A 20,246-nucleotide genomic window follows, 5' to 3' on the forward strand; every position below is an offset into this window, starting at 1 on the left:
GTTCGCAAGCGGGGTCGCAGGGCTTGCACCATCTCGTCATCACCGGCACCGGCCGGGCCGGCACGAGCTTCCTCGTGCAATATCTCCACCACAACGGGTTCGACACGCATCTTGGCCGCCATCCTGAGGCGACGCTGGACGCGGCGGCCAATGCGGGCCTCGAGGACCATCTCCTGACCGCGCGCCTCGGCTCCTATCCCTATGTGGTCAAGTCTCCTTGGATCGCCCTCAATCCCGAGACGGCTATACCGCCGGAAGTGACGGTCGATGCCTTTATCGTTCCGGTGCGCGCGCTTGAGGAAGCGGCGGCGAGCCGTGTGATCCTTGAGCGGGCGGCGATGCACCGCAGCGCACCCTGGATGGCGGAGATGCCGGCCAGCTTCGATCACTGGGGGCCCGTGCCGGGCGGCATGGTCTATGCGCTCAGTGTCGAGGACCAGGCGCGCATCCTCGCGGTCGGCTTCCACAACCTCGTCCAGTACGCCATTCGGCGGGACATCCCGCTCGTGTTCCTCGACTTTCCGCGTTTCATCGAGGATGGCGACTATCTTTTCAGCCAGCTCTCGGCGGTGCTGCCGATGGAGCGCGAGCGGGCGCTGGCAGCCCATGCCGTGCTGTCGGATCGCTCGCTGGTCCGCACCGGCGACGAATTGCGCGCGGCGGGGGGGCGAGGGCCCGCTTTCGTCCGTGGCGGCGGATCGCCTTGCCATGGGCCGGGAACTGACGGCTGCCCGTCGTCGGCTTGCCGAGATGCAGCAACGTCAAGCCTGCGTGCCCGCGTCCGAGGAGGTCGCGCGTGCGCGGCAGGGGAGCGACGCCCTTCGTCACCAGATGAGCGCGCAGATCGGGGTGGCCGGCCGGCGCGAGGAAGAACTCGTGGCACGGCTCGCGCAGGCCGAGCGGCAGATCCGCGACATGGGCGCATCGCCCGGCACGCCCGTCGATACGAGCCTGCGCGGCTTGCTGCGTCAGTGGCGGCGCGCGCGACGAAACCGCCGGCGCGGCTAAGCGGCGTCAGCTGTGCCTTGGGCCAGCCTTGCCCTTCGCGCCTCAGCTCCCGATCGTGAACAGGCCCGGCGACTCAATATGGGTGGAGCCGGCTTGGCCGTCCTGCGCCGTGCTTCCGCGCGCGGCGCCGCCATCGGCGGCGGCGAGGGTGCGGGCCTGATCGAGCAGCTGCGGGCGGCCGAGGAAGAAGCCCTGCCCATGGGTGCAGCCGGCCCGGCGCGCCACATCCTGCTGCTCGGCCGTCTCGATGCCCTCCGCCGTTGTGGTCATGCCGAGCCGGCCGGCGAGGTCGGCGATGGTGTCGACAATGGCGGCGCTGTCCGGCCGCTCCACCATTTCGCGCACGAAGGACCGGTCGATCTTGATCTTGTCGAGCGGGAACAGCCGCAGATGGCTGAGGCTTGAATAGCCCGTGCCGAAATCGTCGAGCACGATGCCGACGCCGAGTTCCTTCAGCCGGCGCAGCGCGTCGAGATTGCGCGCATTGTTGTCGAACAGCGCGGTCTCGGTGATTTCCAGTTCCAGCCGGTGGGGATCGAAGCCGGTGCGGGCCAGCACGTCGCTGACCATGCCGACGAGATCGCCCACGGCGAGCTGCACCGGCGAGAGGTTCACGGCGAGGCGCGGCGCGCCGGGCAGGTCGGCAAGGTCGGCACAGGCGCGTTCCAGCACCCAGGCGCCGATCTCGACGATGAGCCGCGTCTCCTCCGCCAGCGGGATGAAGGTCGCCGGGTTGACCAGGCCGCGCTCGGGATGCTGCCAGCGCAGCAGCGCCTCGAAGCCGCGCAGTCTGTTGTCGGCGAGATCGAAGATCGGCTGGTAGACGAGGTGGAACTGGTCGCCGTCGAGCGCGAGGCGCAGGTCCGTCTCCAGTTCGACCCGTCCGCGCAGATGCGCGTCCATCTCCTGCGTGAACACGCAATAGGTGCCGCGTCCCTTCGCCTTGGCGTGATAGAGCGCGAGATCGGCCTGTTTGAGCAGGGCGTCGGCGTCAAGCTCCGTGCCGTCGGAGATGGCGATGCCGACGCTCACGCTGGCCGCGATGGTATGGCCGAGTATGCTGTAGGGCGTGCTCAGTTCGGCGATGATGCGCTCGCTCAGCGCCTGTCCGGCCTCGGGTTGCTCGGGGGCAAGGCTGATCACGGCGAATTCGTCGCCGCCGAGCCGGGCCACCCGCTCGGCATCGGCCACGCTGTTGCCGAGCCGGGCGGCGGCGGCCCGCAGCAGCGCGTCGCCGACCGGATGGCCGAGCGTGTCGTTCACGTCCTTGAAGCGGTCGAGATCGAGATAGAGCAAAGCGAGCCGTTCCCCGCGTTCGGCCGCCGCCTGCAGCGCCGCGTCGATCCGGCTGCGGAACAGCACCCGGTTGGGCAGGCGGGTCAGGTCGTCATGATGGGCGAGGAAGCGGATCTGGCCCTCGCGCTCGATCAGCGCGGCGTTCTGCCGGCGTGCCTCGGCGGCGGCGGCGTTGGCGCGGGCATTGGCCTCGGCGAGTTCGGCATGGGCGGTCTTCAGCGCGGTGATGTCGGCGCGGATGCCGACAAGGCCGCCATCGGCGGTGCGCCGCTCGCGAATGAGGATCCAGCGGCCATCGGCGAGCTGGCGCTCGGCCGAGCCGGAGGCTTCCCTGTGCATGTCGATCATCTGCGTGACGAGGGCGCTGCGCTCGTGATCCGGCACGAGATACTGCCCGGCCTCGACCGCCTGACGGATGATGTCCTCGAAGCGCGCGCCGGGGGTCATGAACGGGGCGCTCATCGCGTAGATGTCGCGGAACCGCTGGTTGCAGGTGACGAGCCGGTCCTCCTGATCCCACATGACAAAGCCGTCGGACATCGCCTCGATGGCGTTCACCAGCACATTCGCCGCCTTGGTGCGTTCCGCTTCCATGCGCTCGCGCTGGGCGAGGGCGAGGAGCAGCATTCCGCCAAAGGCGCCGACCAGCGTCATGCCGATCGCCACCGACAGCAGCAGGCGGTCGCGGTCGCGCAGCCAGTTGGCGAGCAGCACCCGGCGCGGCGCGCTCAGCACGACGCGCACATCATTGTAGAGCGAGGCGCGGATCACGTAGAGGCTGGCATCCTCCGCCGCCGCCGAGGGCACCAGAAAGGCGACGCCGTCGGGGTCGTGAGGCTGGGGCGGGTCGGCAACGATCTCGCCGGTGCGCAGCTCGTCATGCGGCAGCACGCCGATGAGCCGCCCGTCCGGGCGCTGCAGCGAGATGCGCACCTGCGGATCGACGCCGGTCTCCGCCAGCAGCTTCATCAGGGTGAGCAGCGGCACTTCCGCCACCGGGGTGATGCCGTGCCATTCCGGCACGGTGCGGGCGAGGTAGAGCGACCAGTCGCCGGAAATCTTGTTGCGCAGCGGGCCCAGCAGCGCCAGCGGCGTGCCCCGCAACTGGTCGATCTTGAAGGGCAGTTCGCGCTGCGTGCCATTCAGCCGTGAGGTGGCGATGATGGCGCCGTCGCGCGCCACCAGCATGAGGTCGCGATAGGCCAGGGTCTGGAAATTGAGCCCGCTCAGCAATTCGCGGGTCACGGGCGAGCCCTGCGGCGAGGCTCCGGCTGCGGCGAGCAGGCTGGGCAGGCTGGCGAGCGCGCCATGGACTTGCAGGAGCTGGCGGTTCAGCGCGTTCTCGACCGCCTGCGCGGAGCGTTCGAGCCCGGTGGAGGCGACCGCCATGGCGGCCCGCTCGCCGCGATCGAGCAGCATGGCGGTCCCGCCCGCCACGGTGAGCAGGATCAGTACCGTCCCGACAGCGACGCCGGATTTCAGCCGGGGCCAGATCATCGTTGTGCGCGGCTGGCGGTCATGGCGTGTCACTCCGTTTCCGCGTGAACGCCGTGGACCGGCGCCAGATAGGTGTTCCACACGCGGGCGCAGCTCGGCCCGCACCGGGTGATCCAGCGTGGCAGCACGACCCGTTCCAGCAGGCGCTCGCGCCGGGCGGCATCCTTGGGCGAGGTGGGCACGAGTTCCATCTCGCCGGGAGGCCCGTTGCAGGACGCGGTGCCGCTGTTGCAGGCGAGGCCGCGCTGCGTGTCGGCATCCGCCTGCGCCCAGACGCGGCGCTCAAGGTCGGCGAGACCCTGGCGGATCACCTGCTGGAGATCCTGCGGCACCGCATCCCAGGCCGCCCGGTTCGCACCGAAGAAGGACAGGCCCCAACTGATCGCCATGGAGTGGACATGGGTGGCGATGCCCGGCAGCCCGATCTCATAGCCGCTCAGCGTGCCGGTGATGGCGCATTCGGCAACGCCCGATTTCAGGGCGGGCACGATTTCGGCGAAGGGCAGAAGCACCGGCACGGCGCCAAGCGCGCCCATCAGCTCGGCTTGCCCGACCGAGGAGGTGCGCACCTTCCGCCCGACCAGATCGTCGAGCCCGGTGAACGGCTTGGTGCAGAAGATCACCTGTGCCGGATAGGCATAGACGGCGAGAAGCTCGATGTCGTAACGCTGGCGCAGATAGTCGGCGAGGTGCTTGCGGGTGGCGTTCACCGTGCGCCGCAGCGTCGCCATGTCCGGGTTGAGCACCGGCAGGTCGAAGGCGTTCAGCTCGGGATCATCGCTTGAGACGCGCGAGAGGCTGGCGGTGCCGAAGGGCACGACGCCGAGCCGCATCAGTTGCAGCGTCTCCTCGGCCCGCAGCCCGCCCGCATCGAGCGGCCGGATCGTGGCCTTGATCCGGCCCTTGGAAAGCTCGGTGATTTCCTTCTCCCAGAAGGGTTCTTCATAGCGCGTGTACTGCGTCACGCCGGCGAGCCCGCCGACAATCTGCAAATTGATGGTTCCCGGGGCGGGGTCGGTGGCCGGTGTCTGGGCGCCGGCCCTTTCAGGGGCGACGGCAAGCGCGAGGACAAGTGCGCCGCAGGCCAGCGCAAATCCTTTGGCCAATGTCGCGCCACAGTCTCTCACCATGTCACGAATCGCACGCTCCCCCACCGGCTCGCCTTCTCGTGAAATTACCGCACCACAATATGCAGGAACGCGGTTTCGGCAAATGCCTAAAAATGCAGGCAAATTGGAGGTAATTCAGGGAGGTGCCGGCGGCTGCCGTAACGGGCGTTGGGCTAGGCGGAGGCAAGCCCGAGCGCGGCGCAGGTGGCCTCGCTTTCGCGGGCCAATTGCTCGAACTGGCTGGCCCGCCCGCTGCCAGCGCGCCAGAAATAGCCCATTTCCCGGCTCGCCGGCCATCCGTCGAGGGTGAGCAGGGCGATGTCGTCCTCCATGCGGAATTCCGAGCGCGCATAGAGTTCGGGAAACAGCGACATGCCCATCCCCATCACCACCATCTGGCGCAGCGCGTCGAGGCTGGTGCCCTCATAGTCCTCGCGCATGTCGGCGCCGCAGGCGGCGGCGAGTTCGCGCACCCGCTCGAACAGATGATGGCCGCGCCCGAGCGTCAGCAGCCGCTCGCCGCGCAGCGCCTGCGGGTCGACATGGCCGACCGGGGCGAGCTTGTGGTCCTTGGGCACGCCGAGGAAGATGGTCTCCCGGCACAGCCGGCGGAAGGTGACGGCATGGCCGGAGGCCGGCGCCGGGCCGAGCCCGCAATCGAGCCCGCCCGATATGACCTCGCGCTCGATCACCGCCGGCCGCTCCTCCTTGATGTAGATCTGCAGCGACGGGTATTTGGCGTGCAGCAGCGGCAGTAAATTGGGCAGGAAATAGGGCCCGAAGGTCGGCGCCACGCCGAGCCGGATCAGCCCGCCGAGATTGCGCGCGCCGCTGGCCGCCTCCGCCACGATGTCATCGAGCGTCAGCAGCACCATGCGCGCGGCCTCGACGATCCGCGCGCCGACCGGGGTCGGCTGGACCCGGCCCGGCGTGCGGTCGAACAAAGTCGCCCCGAGCTGCGCCTCCAATTGGGCGATCTGCACCGAGAGGGTCGGCTGCGAGACATGGCAGCGCCGCGCCGCCGCGCCGAAATGGCCGGTTTCGGCGAGCGCCACGGCATATTCGAGCTGGCGGTGGGTCGGGCGGAAGGCCATGGCGCGATAGCTTCACTCAATCAGGAGTATTGAGACTATGCATTGGAACTATGGGTCCGTCCACGGCATCTTCGCTCCATCGAAAGGAGGTTGATGTGGACCAGTTCCTCAAGTCGCTGACGACCCGCAGAAACATGCTCGATGCCGAACTCGCGGCCGAGCGCCGGCGCGACCAGCCGGACGGCGAGCGCCTCGTCGCGCTCAAGCGCATCAAGCGCCAGCTTGGCGCGCAGATCGAGTATATCCGCCGCGAAGGACGCCAGATCACCGAGGTGATGGTGGTGCGCAAGCCGCGCCGCTTCACCGATCTCAAGCTCAAGCCGATCCGCTGACCGCGGGCCGGCGCGCGGCCTGATCCCCTTCCCAGTTCCGAGGTCCGGGTCCCTCTGACGGCCATGCGCCGCCATGTCGGTCCTCTCCCCCACCGACCGTCCAAAACGGGCGTGCGGCAGGACAGTTCGCGGCGCACGCCCCGGCGCCGCGAACTGTCCGCGCGTGCGCCGTGGACCGCTGAACCGAGGACCCCATGGACATTCTGACAACGCTGTTCACCGCCGACATTGTCGACAAGCCTGCCTGGCTCTGGCTGAGCTTCCTCGCCATTGTCTTCATCCTGCTCGCCTTCGATCTCGGCGTGCTGAACAAGGGCAACAAGGAACTCGGCATCGCCGAGAGCCTGAAGCTTTCCGCCTTCTACATCATGATCGCCGTGCTGTTCGGCGGCTGGATCTGGTACTCGATGGGGCCGGAATCCAGCATGCAGTACTTCACCGGCTACGCGATCGAGAAGGCGCTCTCGATCGACAACGTCTTCGTCATCTCGCTGATCTTCAGCTACTTCGCCATTCCCCGTATCTATCAGTACCGCGCCCTGGTCTGGGGCATCATCGCGGTGCTGGTGCTGCGCGGCATCATGATCGGCGTCGGCGCCGCGCTGGTGCAGGAATATGACTGGGTGCTGCTGCTGTTCGGCGCGTTCCTTGTCGGCACCGGCATCAAGATGCTGCTGGTCAGGGAGGGCGAGGCGGACGTCTCGAAGAACCCGGTGGTGCGCCTGCTCTCGCGCCATCTGCGCGTGACGCCCCAGCTGCACGGCCAGAGCTTCTTCGTGCGTCAGCCTCACCCGATCACCGGCAAGCTCGTGCTCTGGGTGACGCCGCTGTTCCTCGCGCTGGTGGTCATCAACATCGCCGACCTCGTCTTCGCGGTCGACTCGGTGCCGGCGATCTTCGCCATCACCACGGACACCTACATCGTCTTCACCGCCAACATCATGGCGATCCTCGGCCTGCGCGCTCTCTATTTCGCGCTGGCGGCCATGGTGCACCGCTTCGAGTATCTGAAATACGCTCTGGCGCTGGTTCTGGTGTTCATCGGCGGCAAGATCTTCTGGAACTACTTCTACGGCAAGCTCGACCCGGCCATCTCGCTCGGCGTGACGCTGGCGATGATCGGCGGCGGCATCGTGTTCTCGCTGTGGAAGACCCGCCAGGCGGAAGCTGCCGCGCACTGACCTTCCGGCGGCCTCGGCCGCCGGCTCACACCCCACCACGGACGGCCGGCCCTCGGGCCGGCCGTTGCACGACCGGAGCGCGCCTGTCCGCCAGACGGTGGACGCGTCCTCTCAGGGCCGGACCGGTGCCGCCTGCATGCGGTGCCGCGTCCGGCCCGGTCATGTCGACCGGCCGGCCTACAGGTCGCCGGATTGCTGTCCGCCACCCCTCACGAAAGACCGCTCATGTCCATCGCCAGCGCCGCCCTGCTCTCGCCCCCGGTCCTGTGCTTCGGCCTCGGCGCGCTCGCCTGCGCCCTGCGCAGCAATCTGCGCGTGCCGGCCCCGGTGTTCGAGGCGGTGTCGATCTATCTGCTGCTGGCGATCGGCCTGAAGGGCGGGGCGGAATTGGCGGAAACCCGCTGGGCCGACATTGCCGCCCCGGCCGGCGCCGCGCTGGCGCTGGGCATGCTCATCCCGGTCTGGTGCTTCCTCGCGCTGCGGCGCATCGCCGGTTTCAGCGTGGCGGATGCCGCCTCGCTCGCCGCTCATTACGGCTCGGTTTCGGCCGTCACCTTCATCGCCGTGATCAGCTATCTGGAGCGCGCCGGCGTGCCGCATGAGGGCTTCATGACCGCCATTCTCGCGCTGATGGAGGCCCCCGCCATCGTGGTCGCGCTGCTGCTCGCCCGGATGGCGCAGAACCGCGCCGGCCCCACGGCCGAAGACGCCCCGGCCCCGACCTCGCTCGGTGAGGCGCTGCGCGAGGTGGTCTCGGCCAAGAGCTTCCTGCTGCTGGTCGGCGGCCTGGTCATTGGCGGCCTGATCGGCAAGGTCGGTCTTGCGCCGGTGCGGCCGTTCTTCGGCGACCTGTTCCTTGGCTTTCTCTGCCTGTTCCTGCTGGAACTCGGCATCGTCGCGGCGGAAAAGGCGGATGCGGCGTGGCAGGCGGGCGGACGGCTGCTGGCCTTCGCGCTCCTCGCGCCGCTGGTCAATGGCGCGCTCGGCCTGCTGGCGGGCCATGCGGCGGGACTATCGGAAGGCGGGGCCGTGGTGCTGGCGACGCTGGCCGCGAGTGCGTCCTACATCGCCGCGCCGGCGGCGGTGCGGCTCGCTCTGCCGCAGGCCAACGCGGCCTATTCGCTGGCGGCCTCGCTCGCCATCACCTTCCCGTTCAATGTGGTGATCGGCATCCCGCTCTACGCGGCCGCCGCCGGGCTGCTCTACCGCTGAGAGGAAGGGCGATCGTCACAGCGGGCCGGCCGGCTCGGCGAGGCCGGCGGTGGGGGCGGTGGCGGCGCGCCGCTTGCGCGGGCGGGGGGCGATGCGGCCCTTGATGACCTTGAGCACCACGGCGGTGGCGACCAGCATCACCAGCGTCACCAGCACCATGGAAATGGCCCAGCCCTGCGACGTGCCGCCACCGAGGGCCGAGGCGCTTTCCGCCGCGAACCAGCCCGGCGCCAGCATGACCGGCGCCCAGACGAAGGCAGAGGAGACATTGGCGATCTGGAAGCGGCGCTGCTCCATGCGCATCATGCCGGCGACCATCGGCATGGTGCAGCGGACCGGGCCGAAGAACCGGCCGATGAACACCGACGCAAAGCCGAAGCGGCGGAAGAACAGCCGCGCCTGCGCCACCTGCGACCGGTAGCCCTGCAAGGGCCAGCGATGCACCACGCGCGGGCCGACCCAGCGGCCGAGCCAGTAGGAGGCGATGTCGCCGACGATGGCGCCGGCAATGGCGCCGGCCACCACCGGCACCGGCTCGACGAGGCCGGAGCCGATCAGCCCGCCAATGGCGAGCATCAGTGCGGTGGCGGGGATGACGAGCCCCACCAGGACCAGCGATTCACCGAAGGCGATGATGCCGACCACGAGCGGCACCAGATAGCTGTGGCTCTGCATCAGCTGAGCCAGATCGGCGGCAATATTCTCCATGACCTCGCAGAACGCCTCTCGCAAATCGAACCGCCGGCGCTGCGCGCCAGCCAGCCCTCATCTTGGAAGCGATCATGGCAAGGGCAAGACCGAACGCTGCCCAAAGGTAAGGCAGGGCGCATTGGTCGCGGGGGGCACCGTCAGGCTGCTACGATGTCGGTCTGGCTGAAGTCGTTGCCCTTGAACAGCAGCGGCTCGCCGGTCGCCTTCGCCAGCGCATAGGCGAAGCAGTCGCCGAAATTCAGCCCGGCCTTGTGGCGGCCCTTGCCGAAATCGAGAAAGGCCTGCCGCGCCAGCTCACCCTGTTCGACCGTGACCGGCTCGATAACGATGCCGGCGCGGCGGAAGAACGCCTCCGCCTGCCGCATGCCTTCGGGCCCGAGCTGGTTCTCGATCACCATGGAAAGCTCGACATGGGTCGCCACGCTGATCCGGCAGATGTCGGCATCATGGATGCGCTGGGCGAAGGCGGCCGCTTCCGGCTCGCGGTAGAGAATGGCGACCAGGGCCGATGTGTCGAGGATCATGTCGGCAGGCCGTTCTCGTCATAGAGAAGCTCGGCATGGTCGGCATAGGGGCGCTTGAGGTGCGCCGCGGCCCGGTCGGCGATGGCGAGCAACTCGTCGACGCTCGCCCGGCTCTTGTGCTGCTGGATCTGCTCGTACCGCGCCCGCAGCGCCTCGGTGACCACGCGGGTCATGCTCTCGCCGGTGGCGCGGGAGATCGCCTGCGCCAGCCTATGGGCTTCCGGGTCCTTCACATTGAGGCTCATGATCATTCCCATTCTAGAAATTTGGGAGGATTTCTACCATGTGGCGCTGGAAGGCATGGCGTCAAGGTCCGCCGGGATGCCGCGCGTTGCTGGGCGACGATATGCAGATGCAGACAGGTGGCCTCCCGGAAGGGCGCACCATTCGTGAGCGTGCCCAATCGCTTGTGACGGCTAAAGGTGATGATCGTCCGATTGAAAATGCTTGCGTTTTCGATCTTCTGGCTAACGCTGCCGGTCTTTCGACGGCTGCCAGATCGCTGGCCGAAGCAATTCACGGGTCCTCTCCGGATCGCCTGGACGCCCTCGCCAAGGAACTATGGGTGCGCCATGGAGCGGGCGCCCTTTCGGATGCCGAGGCGGAGGCTCTCTCCGGCCTTCTTGAGAAGCGGCGCGGGCGGAAGCCGGCGACGGTGGCCGCGCCGCGAGGGTTCTTCATCCTGAAGCGGTTCGCTCCCCGGCGCCCCCAACGCTCGCCGGATCGCGAGGCGTCTCTACGCCGTCGTCGGTGCCTGTCGCGTTCATCGCCCATGCCTCCCCAACTCGCCGCTGCCTTCACAGAGGGGCAGTGCGCGGTACTGGCGATCATCGGCGGAGAGGTGAAACACCACGGTGTGTGTGACCTGCCTATCGACAAGATCGCGGCCTTGGCGGGTGTCTGCCGTACCTCGGTCCAGAACGCGCTGCACGAGGCGCGTCGGCTGGGCTTCATCAAGGTGACTTATCGCCCTCGTCGTGGCGCGAAGAGCCTGCCGAACATGATCGAGATCGTATCGCCAGAGTGGCTGGCGTGGCTCAAGCGCGGCCCTACGGCTCACAAGCCGACAGGGTCCAAATCGGTTGCGCGGTCCAAAATTCTGAACCCCACGAAGAGCATAGAAGGAGAAGAGGCCTTCAATAAAGGGGGTAGGGTAGGTGGTTTTCCACCTTCCGGCCGTGCTGGTATGGAGTGGAGGACGCGTCATGCTCACGGTTGAGGGCGTGCCTTCCCGGCGAGCCGGCCGCCCATTGTCGGAAACATCGGCTCCCGAGTTGCCTCCGAGCATGAGGCCCGCCTTCACATGCAGCCAAGGTCTTGTCATCGCGGCTCTGCTGCGGCTCGTGATGCCGTCTCTGCGGGCCAAGGTGTCGCGGCGCGATCTCATGCGACGCACCGGCCTTGGCCGAACGGTGGTCGAGGATGCTATGCGGCTGGCGCGGCAGCTTGGGTTAACCCGCGAGAGCCGCCATCCGACCGGCGCGTGCGGGAACATCGTCGAGATAATCCATCCAGCTTGGCGAGTGTGGATCGAGCAGAACAAGGGAGGCTTCATTGCGCCTTCGCCCGCGTTGCCTCCTCTTGCCGAAGGCATGTTCACGGTCAGTCAGGCACGTGTGCTGTCGGCCCTGGTGCAGATGATGCCGGAGAGCCTGCGAGCCGAGGTGTCGCGGCGGGAGCTGATGCACCGCACCGCGCTTGGCCGAACGACTGTTGAAGATGCTCTCAGGTTGGCTCGGCACCGTGGTGTCATCCGTGAGCGTCGGCAGTCGCTGCCGCCTGGTCCGAACATGATTGAGATCGTGGATCCCGCCTGGAGATCGTGGATCGGCGAGCATAGGCGTTAGTTGCTCAAAAACGCGCAAGTTTGCGCAAGTAGCGGGCTGGTCGAGTGTCGCGCGCAGAGCGCATAAAATACTCGATGAAGCCACTTCTCATCATCAAGCACGCGGAAGACTACCCGGTTCACTAGGGACCGGGGGGGTGGTTGCCGACTTTTGCCCGCTCGTCGGGACCGGCGCTCCCCACATCGTGCGAGATAGAGGCGAAATAGGCTTTTTAATCATTGGGTTAATTACAGGAAGGAGAGCCGTTCGGTGTCGTGGAGCATCCGCAACCTGATGGTAGGGCTGACGAAGAAGAGCCTCTCGGCACCCGATGCCGAGATTCAGGCGATCTTCGGCGCGCTGCCGTCCGGCCTGTCGGTGGGGATGGCGCAGGCGCTCACCGTCCCGGCGGTGCAGTCCGCCATCCGGCTGATTTCCGAAGCTGCCGCCTGCCTTGATCTGAAGGTGATGCGCCGCGTCGGGGACACCTTGTCCGATGCGCCCGATCACCCGGTGGCGAAGCTGCTCGATGACCGCCCGAACGACTGGTCCGACACATTCAGCCTGGTCCGCGACATGGTGGCGGCGGCGCTGATCACCGATAAGGGCGCGCTGGCGCTGGCGAACAAGGTCGGCGGGCGCGTGATCGAGATCGTGCGCTATGACACGCCGCACTTCGTGGTCGACTACAGCGGCGATGGCCGGCTCGAGCCGAGCTTCAAGATCAACAACGTGTCGGTGTCCGCCGACGACGTGGTGCATCTTCGTTCGCCCTTCGCCCGATGCCCCCTGTCGCTCGCCGCCGATGCCATCGGCGTGGCGAAGTTCATGGAGGGGCACGCCGGCCGGCTGTTCAAGGATGGAGCCCGTCCGTCCGGTGTCCTGTCGCTGAAGGATCGCACCTCGCCGGATGCGCTGAAGCGCATTCGCGAGGCGTGGCAGATGGCGCATGGCGCCGGCAAGTCCGGCGGCACGGCCATCGTTGAGGGCGGTGCCGAGTATCAGCAGCTCACGCTGGCGTCGACCGATGCCCAATTCCTCGAGCTGCGCACGTTCCAGATCGTCGAGATCGCCCGCGCGTTCCGCGTGCCGCCCTCAATGATCTATGAGCTTGATCGCGCGACCTGGGCCAACTCCGAGCAGATGGGCAAGGAGTTCCTGACCTATTCGCTGGAGCCGTGGCTGCGCGCCCTGGAGGGCGCCCTGCGCCGCGCTCTGTTCTCGCCGGAAGAGCGGCGCGAGTACGTCGTCCTGTTCGACCGTGACGACCTCACCCGCGCCAGCCTCACCGAGCGGGCGACGGCCATTTTCAGCCTGATCTCGTCGCGTGTGCTGAACCCCAATGAGGGCCGATCCTGGCTCGATCTGGCGCCGCGCGCCGGGGGCGAGGAATACGCCAATCCGAACACCGGCAGCAGCCAGCCCGGCGCTGAGCAGCCCGTCGTCGAGGTGCCGTGATGGAAAGCCTGTTCCTTGAGACCAAGTTCAGCGCCGATGAGGCCGGCACCATTGAGGGCATCGCCTGGCCTTTCGGCTCCCCGGATCGCATCGGCGATATCATTACCAAAGGTGCATTCGCTTCGGCGCGGGCGCCTCTGCCCATGCTCGATGCCCATAACCAGCGCGCCGTGATTGGCGTGTGGGAAAGCATCACCGAGAACGAGACAGGCCTTCACGTGAAGGGCCGTCTCCTCATCGACGATGTACCCGGCGCCAGAGAGATGCGCGCCAAAATCATGGCCGGCGCCGTGCGCGGCCTGTCCATCGGTTTTGCTGCCAAGGGCGCAACGCCGCGGCCCGGCGGCGGACGGAGCATTCGTCACGTCGACCTTGCTGAAATTTCCCTCGTAAGCGTGCCCGCGCACCCCGGCGCTCGCGTGACGACCATCAAGGGTGCGGAGACCGAACCGATGACTGAACCGACCACTCCGGCCGTGCCGGAAAACAAGGCGGCCGAACCGGACGTGGCCGCCCTCATCACCAAGGCGCTGGAGCCCGTCACCAAGGGCCTCACGGATCGCCTGGATAAGATCGAGGCCAAGGTGAACCGCCCGAACGGCTCCGAAACCAAGACGGAGCCGAGCGTCGAGCGCAAGGCGTTCACCGCCTATCTGCGCCACGGCAAGGAGGCAGGCCCGGAAGAGCTGAAGGCCCTCACCGTCTCCAGCGATCCGCAGGGCGGTTTCCTGGCGCCGGCGGAGATGTCGAGCGAGTTCATCCGCGATCTGGTGGAGTTCTCGCCGATCCGCACCCTCGCCACCGTGCGCACCACCTCGGCGTCTTCGGTGAGCTACCCCAAGCGCACCGGCATCACGAACGCCAAGTGGAAGGGCGAGACGCAGGCGCAGGAGGGCAGCGAGCCGAGCTTCGGCCAGGTCGAAATCCCGATCCGCGAGGTGAACACCTATGTGGACGTGAGCAACCAGCTCCTGGCCGACAGCGGCGGCACCGCCGAGGCGGAAGTCCGGCTCGCCCTCGCCGAGGACTTCGGCCAGAAGGAAGGCCTCGCCTTCGTGTCCGGCAATGGGGTGCTGGAGCCGGAGGGCCTGCTCACGGCCAGCGGCATCGGCGAGACCATCAACGGCCATGCCACCAACCTCTCGGCGGACGCACTCGTCACCCTGATGTACGCGCTGCCGGCGGCCTATCGTGCCCGCGGCTCATGGCTGATGAATGGTGGGACGCTTGCCGTCATCCGCAAGCTGAAGGACGGCCAGGGCAATTATCTCTGGCAGCCGAGCTATCAGGCCGGCCAGCCCGAGATGATCCTCGGCCGCCCGGTGACGGAAGCCGTCGACATGCCGGATGTCGCCTCCGGCGCCTTCCCGATCATGTTCGGTGACTTCGCGACCGCCTATCGCATCGTCGATCGGCTGTCGCTGTCCATCCTCGTCAACCCGTACCTGCTCGCGACCAACGGCATGACGCGCATTCACGCGACCCGCCGCACTGGCGCGGGCGTGGTGCAGGCCAAGGCGCTCCGCAAGCTCAAGATGGCGGCCTCGTAAGGCCGCCGTTCCCCGTCACCCGAGACAGTGAGGATCCTGCGATGCGGGACATCATCAGCAATATCGCGGTCGCTTCGGTGATCGCCCCGGCCGCCTATGACGCCGACAACACCCCGGCCGCCATCGACCTCAAGGGGTTCGATTCGGCCATGTTCGCCATCCATGTCGGCGCCGGTGGCATCACCTTCAGCGGCACGAACAAGATCGAGTTCAAGCTCACGCACTCCGACGATGACGTGACCTATTCCGCCGTCACCATCGACGACGTGCAGGGCATCGACAGCGTCGGCGCGGGCGGCATCGTCAAGGCCCTCACGGCCGAGCACGCCACGCCCTCGGTCACCCGCGTCGGGTACGTCGGGAACAAGCGCTACACCAAGCTGCTCGCCGACTTCTCCGGCACGCACGGCACCGCCACGCCGCTCTCGGCGACCGTCATCAAGGGCCACGCGCGCACGCGCCCGGTGGCCTGATCGCGCTTAGGGCGCCTCTTCGTTGAGGGCACGTAGCGGCCTGTCCAATAACGGGAACCCCGCCTCTCCGGCGCCCGCCCTTGGGGCTTTGGAGGGGAGACAAGGCGGGGAAGGTCGCGAGCACCAGCCGATGAATCCTTCATCGGCCTAGGGCTCACGGCGGGCGACGAAGGCGAACGTCGCCCGCCAATTTCACAAGGAGATCGACATGCCCGTTCGCGCACCTCGCATCTGTGGATGTGGCTACAGAGTAGCCGCAGCTGCGCAATGCCCATGCGAACGGCGGCGCGCTGAAGATCGAAAGAAGCGAGCTGAAGATCGGCGGCCCTCTGCGCGTGAGCGCGGTTACGACAGCAAGTGGGACAAGGAGCGAGTGGCCTATCTGAAGGCCAACCCCGCTTGCGTGCATCCTGGCTGCCGCGCTGCATCAACCGTGGTCGATCACATCATTCCGCACCGGGGAGACCGCAAACTCTTCTGGTCGCGCTCCAACTGGCAGGCGCTCTGCGCCACGCATCACAGCCGCAGTAAGCAGGCTGAGGAGAGCCGTCGATGACGGAAACGACGGACATCGTTGCCCTGGCTGACATGAAGCAGCACCTGCGGGTCGACTACAGCGATGATGACGACGCGATCACCGATATGCTCGACGCCGCGCGCCGGCATATCGAGGCGTGGGTCGGGCCGCTGGACGACTTCGAGGCGGTGCCCTCCGACATTAGCGAGGCGATGAAACAGCTCGTCGCGCACTTCTATGAAGTGCGAAACGCGGCGGGCGAGGACGTGATGAGCGTCATACCGTTCGGTGTTCATGACCTCATTGGGCCGTACCGGAAATGGGAGTTCTGATCCCCATGCGCGGCGCCAAGCCTCATAGCATCATTCCCGGATCCTCGCCGGTGCGCGGCGATCTCGATCCGCCGGATTGGCTGGGTGAGGACGCGCGCGCGGAGTGGGACCGCGTGGCGCCGGTGCTGATCAATGAGCGCCGCACCCTCACCGTCGCCGATATCGCCAGCCTAGTGAACTACTGCGTTGCAGTCGGTCAGGCGGCCGAGGCCAGCCGGATCATCATGACCGAGGGGATGACCTATGTCAGCAAGGGCGGGCCGAAGAAGCATCCGGCCGTCGCGATCCGCTCGGATGCGATGACACAGGCGCGACTGCTCGCCGGAGAGCTGGGGCTGACGCCTGTCAGTCGTTCCCGGCCAGGGTCACGTGGCGACGGCAGCGGGGACCGCGGGCAAACCAACCTGTTCGACATGGACTTCTGACCATGGCGCGCTCGACCTATCCCGAGTGGATCTTCGACGGTAGCGAGATCCCCGATCCCATGGGGCGCGGCGAGCGGGCGGTACGTTGGCTTGGGATGCTCAAGCATCCCAAGAGCACCTTGCCCGGGCGGCCCTTCCTGCTCGACCCATGGCAGGAACGCATCGTGCGCCGCATTTATGGCCCGCGCCATGAAGATGGCACCCGCATCGTCAAGACCGTGGTGCTGCTGCTACCGCGCGGCAACCGTAAAACCTCGCTCGCTGCGGCCCTTGCCCTGCTTCACACCATCGGCCCCGAACGGGCACCGGGTGGCGAGGTGATTTCGGCGGCGGCGGATCGCAAGCAGGCGCGCCTTGGCTATGCGGAGGCGCTGGGCATTGTTGGCGCCGTACCGCAGGCGGCGGCAAACACCCGCGTCGTCGACTCTCGCAACCGGCTGATCTTTCCCCGGGACGGATCCTTCTATGAAGCGATCTCAGCCGACGCCGGGACGCAGCATGGCCGGACGCCGGCCTTTGTGCTCGCAGACGAACTACATGCCTGGCCGAAGCGCGGCCTGTGGGACGTGCTGCGCTCCGGCCTCGTGAAGCAGAAGGGTTCGCTGCTCGTCATCGCGACGACGGCAGGGCGAGGGCAGGAGAATATCGCCTGGGACATCATCGAGGATGCGCGCCGTGTGGCCCGCGGCGAGGTGGATGACCCGTCCATCCTGCCGATCCTGTTCGAAGCGGATCGCGATTGCGACTGGACGGATGAGGCCGTGTGGCACCGGGTGAACCCCGGCCTCGTGCATGGCTATCCCGACATCGAGGGCCTGCGGCAGCTGGCGCGCGAAGGGCGGCGGCGCATCGGTGACCGGGAGGCGTTCCGCCAGCTCAACCTGAATATCTGGCTCGATCATTCCGCCGATCCCTTCGTGGATATGGAGATCTATGACGAGGGTGCGGCACCGGTCGATCTGGACGCGCTGGCCGATGCCCCGTGCTGGCTGGGTGTCGACCTGTCGAGCAATCACGACCTGACGTGTGTCGTGGCGGCCTGGCGCGATGAGGCCGGCGGCTATGCGGTGCATCCGTGGTTCTTCTGCCCTGAGGACAATCTGAGGCTGCGTGCGGATCGCGACGGCGTGCCCTATCCCGCCTGGGCGGAGCAGGGATTCATCATCCCGACGCCCGGCAATGTGGTCGACTTCCGCGCCGTTGAAGACACGATCCGCGACATCTGTGAGCGGTTCGCGGTGCAGGAGATCGCCTTTGACCCGCACCTCGCGCGGAACATGCTGAACAGCCTGCTCGAGGATGGCCTGCCGGCCGTCGAGATGCGGCAGGGCTGGGTGACGATGGCGCCGGCGGTGAAAGAGTTGGAGCGGGCGATTGTCGGCCATCAGGTCTCGCATGGAGGGCACCCGGTCCTGCGCTGGTGCTTCGACAATATCGCCGTTCATACGGACAGCGCCGGCAATCGCATGTTCCACAAGGGCAAGAGCCGGGACCGTATCGACGGCGCCGTGGCCTGCGCCATGGCAGTTGCCCGAGCCTCCGCGGAGGGGGCGGCCAGTATCTACGAAAGCGACGAGTGGTCGCCCGAACTTATGGTCATGTAACGGAGACTGAGCATGCAGGACTACATCAACGCCCTTTTTGGTGGTCAGCAGCGGCATTTGCGTTTGCGGCGCGAGACTCTGGCGGCTTTCGAGCGCGAACTGCGGGGCTCGGCTCACGCGCTTCTGCGCCGCCTCGCGCAAGGCGACTGGACGCGCTGCGACGTCGAGCTTGTTCTCGAATATGCAATGCTGACGGACAGCACGGCCGAAGCGCTGACCGGCCCGGCTGGCCTCGCCATGCCGCGCACCTTCCGTGGTCCCTTGGTTGGGCGCACGGAAGTGCAGCGCTTCCTCGATGCGCATCCTATCGCCCCCTATGCGGTCCTGGCGGCGCGGCTGCTTGAGGCGGCGCTCTACGGCATTGAGGCCGATGCGGCGCATTTCGACGAGGGGGCCGAGCTTGGCGCGGTCGCCTGATCTTGCCCGGCTTCGGCGGCGGCTGATGGCCATTCCAAAGGCCGTCAAGGCGGAGCTTCAACCGACCCTCGAAAAGAGCGCCGATGAAGTGGTCGCCACGGCGCAGCGCCTCGCGCCTGTCGACGATGGCACGCTGCGCGATTCCATCCGCCGCGAGCCTGGCGAGCATGATCTTGAGGTGAGGGTTGAGGCTGGTGGCGAGGCGACCACCCGCGAGGTGCGGCGGGGCATTGGTGTCGGTTACGACTATGCTCTGGCTGTCGAGTACGGGACTATCGACACGCCTGCACAGCCCTTTTTCTGGCCCGCCTATCGCTTGAGCCGCAACCGCATCAAATCGCGGGCAAAGCGCGCGATCTCCAAAGCTGTGAAACGCACAGGAAAGGACTAGCGCCATGTCGCTCGATAGCAATCGCCTGACAGTCGCCATTGAGGGCCGCATCACCAGCCTTGAAAAGGCGATGGCGCGGGCCGACGCGGTGACCTCGCGCACCTATAATCGCATGTCTCAGGGTGCCGCCCGCACCAGCGTGCGCATCGAGAAAAGCATGGGGCAGGTGGCTGAGCGTACATCCTCCGCGATGATCGCCCTTTCACGCGGCGCGGCATCCAGCCTTGCGGCGGCTATCTCGGTCCAGAAGATCGCCGGTGCGGCGGCCGCCTATACCGATCTCACCAACACGCTCAAGGTCGCTGGACTTGAAGGCGCGGCGCTCACCAGCACCTTCCGCGACCTGTTCGACATCGCCCAACGCAACGGCACCGCCATTGAACCGCTGGTGACGCTCTATTCCCGCTTGTCGCAGGCGCAGGGCGAGCTCGGCGCCTCGGCCGAGGATCTCACCCGATTTACGGACGGAATCGCCGTAGCGCTGCGCGTGGGCGGCACCAGCGCCGAGGCAGCTTCCGGCGCGCTGATGCAGTTGAGCCAGGCCATGGGCGGCGCCGTGGTGCGGGCCGAGGAATTCAACTCGATCAATGAGGGTGCCCGGCCGATCCTGCAGGCGGTCGCGGATGGGCTGGAAGAGGCCGGCGGCTCGGTCTCCAAGCTGCGCAATCTGGTGATCGAGGGGAAGCTGTCGAGCGAGGCATTCTTCCGCGCCTTCCTCGCGGGCATGCCGAACCTCGAAAGGCAGTCGGCCAAGGCGACGGGTATAGTGAGCCAAGGCCTCACCCGCGTGAACAACGCGCTCATCAACCTCGTCGGCAAGCTCGACGAGGCGACCGGTGCCAGCGCTCAGGCGGCTGAGAACCTCGGTTCCGTGGCGTCGAGCATCGAGAGCATGCCCGACTTCATTTCGAGGGCCGTGCAGAAGCTGGGCTCGCTGCGTTCCGCCCTGGCTGAGATCGGCAATGCGTCGGTGTGGCGCAAGCTCGGCGAGTTCATGGGCATCGACTATTCGCCGGAGGGGCTGAGGAAGCGAGCGCAGGCCTATGGCTACAACCCGCCTGCGGCGGATACTCCGCGCGCCGGATCCAGCCGGCGGGGTGGGGCGGTGATGGCGCCGCAGCCGATCAGCACCGTGTCGATCGCCGATGCGCCCGTCGAAGGCACGGGCAAGACATCGCGTGAGCGGCAGAACGACTATGAGCGGCTGACGCAGATGATCCAGCAGCGCACCGCCGCTCTGAACGCTGAGACGGCGGCGCAGGCCGGCATCAATCCGCTGCTGGACGACT

At 67.1% G+C, this 20,246-nt stretch carries 21 protein-coding genes; 15 read left to right on the forward strand and 6 right to left on the reverse strand.

The genetic code is table 11. The features are described from left to right. Nucleotides 1-23: 23 nt before the first annotated feature. A complete protein-coding gene (locus tag KIP89_RS10995) occupies nucleotides 24-1,067 on the forward strand; it encodes a hypothetical protein (protein ID WP_213755375.1) in 1,044 nt (347 codons plus the stop codon). Here KIP89_RS10995 and KIP89_RS20130 read toward each other — a convergent pair. From KIP89_RS20130 to KIP89_RS11010, 3 genes are all read right to left on the reverse strand, one after another. Next, nucleotides 1,051-3,834 (reverse strand): putative bifunctional diguanylate cyclase/phosphodiesterase, encoded by a 2,784-nt coding sequence (locus KIP89_RS20130; RefSeq protein ID WP_213755376.1) that lies wholly within the window; start codon nucleotides 3,832-3,834, stop codon nucleotides 1,051-1,053. The genes KIP89_RS10995 and KIP89_RS20130 overlap by 17 nt on opposite strands. Further along, nucleotides 3,831-4,793: a TRAP transporter substrate-binding protein gene (locus KIP89_RS11005; RefSeq protein WP_213755377.1), complete on the reverse strand. Its 963-nt coding sequence runs from the start codon at nucleotides 4,791-4,793 to the stop codon at nucleotides 3,831-3,833. The genes KIP89_RS20130 and KIP89_RS11005 overlap by 4 nt, the downstream gene beginning before the upstream one ends. A gap of 290 nt (nucleotides 4,794-5,083) precedes the next feature. Next, on the reverse strand, nucleotides 5,084-6,004 hold the full coding sequence (locus KIP89_RS11010; protein WP_213755378.1) for a hydrogen peroxide-inducible genes activator: 921 nt from the start codon (nucleotides 6,002-6,004) through the stop codon (nucleotides 5,084-5,086). A 95-nt stretch (nucleotides 6,005-6,099) separates the two neighbouring features. Here KIP89_RS11010 and KIP89_RS11015 point away from each other — a divergent pair, with 95 nt between their 5' ends. From KIP89_RS11015 to KIP89_RS11025, 3 genes are all read left to right on the forward strand, one after another. Then, nucleotides 6,100-6,336 carry a hypothetical protein gene (locus tag KIP89_RS11015; protein ID WP_213755379.1) on the forward strand — a complete coding sequence of 79 codons (237 nt, stop codon included), beginning with the start codon at nucleotides 6,100-6,102 and terminating at the stop codon, nucleotides 6,334-6,336. Nucleotides 6,337-6,530: 194 nt separating this feature from the next. Then, complete coding sequence (locus tag KIP89_RS11020; RefSeq protein WP_213755380.1) at nucleotides 6,531-7,517, forward strand: TerC family protein; 987 nt, start codon at nucleotides 6,531-6,533, stop codon at nucleotides 7,515-7,517. Between the two features lie 225 nt (nucleotides 7,518-7,742). Further along, complete coding sequence (locus tag KIP89_RS11025; RefSeq protein WP_213755381.1) at nucleotides 7,743-8,729, forward strand: sodium-dependent bicarbonate transport family permease; 987 nt, start codon at nucleotides 7,743-7,745, stop codon at nucleotides 8,727-8,729. Between the two features lie 15 nt (nucleotides 8,730-8,744). On the opposite strand, the gene KIP89_RS11030 is transcribed toward KIP89_RS11025, so the two are convergent. From KIP89_RS11030 to KIP89_RS11040, 3 genes are all read right to left on the reverse strand, one after another. Next, entirely contained in the window at nucleotides 8,745-9,437 is a 693-nt protein-coding gene (locus tag KIP89_RS11030; RefSeq protein WP_213755382.1) for a DedA family protein, read from the reverse strand. Between the two features lie 140 nt (nucleotides 9,438-9,577). Further along, on the reverse strand, nucleotides 9,578-9,964 hold the full coding sequence (locus KIP89_RS11035; RefSeq protein WP_213755383.1) for a type II toxin-antitoxin system VapC family toxin: 387 nt from the start codon (nucleotides 9,962-9,964) through the stop codon (nucleotides 9,578-9,580). Then, entirely contained in the window at nucleotides 9,961-10,209 is a 249-nt protein-coding gene (locus tag KIP89_RS11040) for a type II toxin-antitoxin system VapB family antitoxin (RefSeq protein WP_213755384.1), read from the reverse strand. Before KIP89_RS11040 ends, KIP89_RS11035 begins: the two co-directional genes overlap by 4 nt. Before the next feature lie 38 nt (nucleotides 10,210-10,247). Between KIP89_RS11040 and KIP89_RS11045 the strand changes: the two genes are divergently transcribed. From KIP89_RS11045 to KIP89_RS11095, 11 genes are all read left to right on the forward strand, one after another. Further along, nucleotides 10,248-11,183 (forward strand): hypothetical protein, encoded by a 936-nt coding sequence (locus KIP89_RS11045; protein WP_213755385.1) that lies wholly within the window; start codon nucleotides 10,248-10,250, stop codon nucleotides 11,181-11,183. 67 nt (nucleotides 11,184-11,250) lie between these two features. Further along, nucleotides 11,251-11,811: a hypothetical protein gene (locus KIP89_RS11050; protein ID WP_213755386.1), complete on the forward strand. Its 561-nt coding sequence runs from the start codon at nucleotides 11,251-11,253 to the stop codon at nucleotides 11,809-11,811. 249 nt (nucleotides 11,812-12,060) lie between these two features. After that, complete coding sequence (locus tag KIP89_RS11055) at nucleotides 12,061-13,248, forward strand: phage portal protein (protein WP_213755387.1); 1,188 nt, start codon at nucleotides 12,061-12,063, stop codon at nucleotides 13,246-13,248. Further along, nucleotides 13,248-14,798, forward strand: a complete 1,551-nt coding sequence (locus KIP89_RS11060; RefSeq protein ID WP_213755388.1) for a phage major capsid protein — start codon at nucleotides 13,248-13,250, stop codon at nucleotides 14,796-14,798. The genes KIP89_RS11055 and KIP89_RS11060 overlap by 1 nt, the downstream gene beginning before the upstream one ends. A gap of 41 nt (nucleotides 14,799-14,839) precedes the next feature. Next, the gene (locus tag KIP89_RS11065) at nucleotides 14,840-15,271 is read left to right on the forward strand and encodes a hypothetical protein (RefSeq protein ID WP_213755389.1); all 432 of its coding nucleotides are present in this window, start codon (nucleotides 14,840-14,842) and stop codon (nucleotides 15,269-15,271) included. Between the two features lie 552 nt (nucleotides 15,272-15,823). Continuing rightward, nucleotides 15,824-16,120 (forward strand): head-tail connector protein, encoded by a 297-nt coding sequence (locus KIP89_RS11070; protein WP_213755390.1) that lies wholly within the window; start codon nucleotides 15,824-15,826, stop codon nucleotides 16,118-16,120. Nucleotides 16,121-16,125: 5 nt separating this feature from the next. Then, nucleotides 16,126-16,545, forward strand: coding sequence for a phage terminase small subunit P27 family (locus KIP89_RS11075; protein ID WP_250152318.1), 420 nt, complete (start codon nucleotides 16,126-16,128; stop codon nucleotides 16,543-16,545). A 2-nt stretch (nucleotides 16,546-16,547) separates the two neighbouring features. After that, on the forward strand, nucleotides 16,548-18,149 hold the full coding sequence (locus KIP89_RS11080; RefSeq protein WP_213755392.1) for a terminase large subunit: 1,602 nt from the start codon (nucleotides 16,548-16,550) through the stop codon (nucleotides 18,147-18,149). A 12-nt stretch (nucleotides 18,150-18,161) separates the two neighbouring features. Beyond that, a complete protein-coding gene (locus KIP89_RS11085; RefSeq protein ID WP_213755393.1) occupies nucleotides 18,162-18,566 on the forward strand; it encodes a hypothetical protein in 405 nt (134 codons plus the stop codon). Then, nucleotides 18,520-18,957: an HK97-gp10 family putative phage morphogenesis protein gene (locus KIP89_RS11090; protein WP_256441436.1), complete on the forward strand. Its 438-nt coding sequence runs from the start codon at nucleotides 18,520-18,522 to the stop codon at nucleotides 18,955-18,957. Before KIP89_RS11085 ends, KIP89_RS11090 begins: the two co-directional genes overlap by 47 nt. 4 nt (nucleotides 18,958-18,961) lie before the next feature. Further along, nucleotides 18,962-20,246 (forward strand): tape measure protein (locus KIP89_RS11095; RefSeq protein ID WP_213755395.1); only part of this gene is annotated, 1,285 nt, incomplete at its 3' end.

The sequence above is a fragment of the Ancylobacter radicis genome, from assembly GCF_018449475.1.
In the GTDB taxonomy this organism is placed as follows: Bacteria; Pseudomonadota; Alphaproteobacteria; order Rhizobiales; family Xanthobacteraceae; genus Ancylobacter; species Ancylobacter radicis.

What these genes read in the sequence shown, in the direction of transcription:
- KIP89_RS11030 (WP_213755382.1), bottom strand. Translation starts at nt 9,437, where the DNA reads ATGGAGAATATTGCCGCCGATCTGGCTCAGCTGATGCAGAGCCACAGC.
- KIP89_RS11060 (WP_213755388.1), top strand. Translation starts at nt 13,248, where the DNA reads ATGGAAAGCCTGTTCCTTGAGACCAAGTTCAGCGCCGATGAGGCCGGC.
- KIP89_RS11040 (WP_213755384.1), bottom strand. Translation starts at nt 10,209, where the DNA reads ATGAGCCTCAATGTGAAGGACCCGGAAGCCCATAGGCTGGCGCAGGCG.
- KIP89_RS11050 (WP_213755386.1), top strand. Translation starts at nt 11,251, where the DNA reads ATGAGGCCCGCCTTCACATGCAGCCAAGGTCTTGTCATCGCGGCTCTG.
- KIP89_RS11025 (WP_213755381.1), top strand. Translation starts at nt 7,743, where the DNA reads ATGTCCATCGCCAGCGCCGCCCTGCTCTCGCCCCCGGTCCTGTGCTTC.
- KIP89_RS11085 (WP_213755393.1), top strand. Translation starts at nt 18,162, where the DNA reads ATGCAGGACTACATCAACGCCCTTTTTGGTGGTCAGCAGCGGCATTTG.
- KIP89_RS11080 (WP_213755392.1), top strand. Translation starts at nt 16,548, where the DNA reads ATGGCGCGCTCGACCTATCCCGAGTGGATCTTCGACGGTAGCGAGATC.
- KIP89_RS11070 (WP_213755390.1), top strand. Translation starts at nt 15,824, where the DNA reads ATGACGGAAACGACGGACATCGTTGCCCTGGCTGACATGAAGCAGCAC.
- KIP89_RS11035 (WP_213755383.1), bottom strand. Translation starts at nt 9,964, where the DNA reads ATGATCCTCGACACATCGGCCCTGGTCGCCATTCTCTACCGCGAGCCG.
- KIP89_RS11075 (WP_250152318.1), top strand. Translation starts at nt 16,126, where the DNA reads ATGCGCGGCGCCAAGCCTCATAGCATCATTCCCGGATCCTCGCCGGTG.
- KIP89_RS11065 (WP_213755389.1), top strand. Translation starts at nt 14,840, where the DNA reads ATGCGGGACATCATCAGCAATATCGCGGTCGCTTCGGTGATCGCCCCG.
- KIP89_RS11045 (WP_213755385.1), top strand. Translation starts at nt 10,248, where the DNA reads ATGTGGCGCTGGAAGGCATGGCGTCAAGGTCCGCCGGGATGCCGCGCG.
- KIP89_RS11090 (WP_256441436.1), top strand. Translation starts at nt 18,520, where the DNA reads ATGCGGCGCATTTCGACGAGGGGGCCGAGCTTGGCGCGGTCGCCTGAT.
- KIP89_RS11010 (WP_213755378.1), bottom strand. Translation starts at nt 6,004, where the DNA reads ATGGCCTTCCGCCCGACCCACCGCCAGCTCGAATATGCCGTGGCGCTC.
- KIP89_RS11020 (WP_213755380.1), top strand. Translation starts at nt 6,531, where the DNA reads ATGGACATTCTGACAACGCTGTTCACCGCCGACATTGTCGACAAGCCT.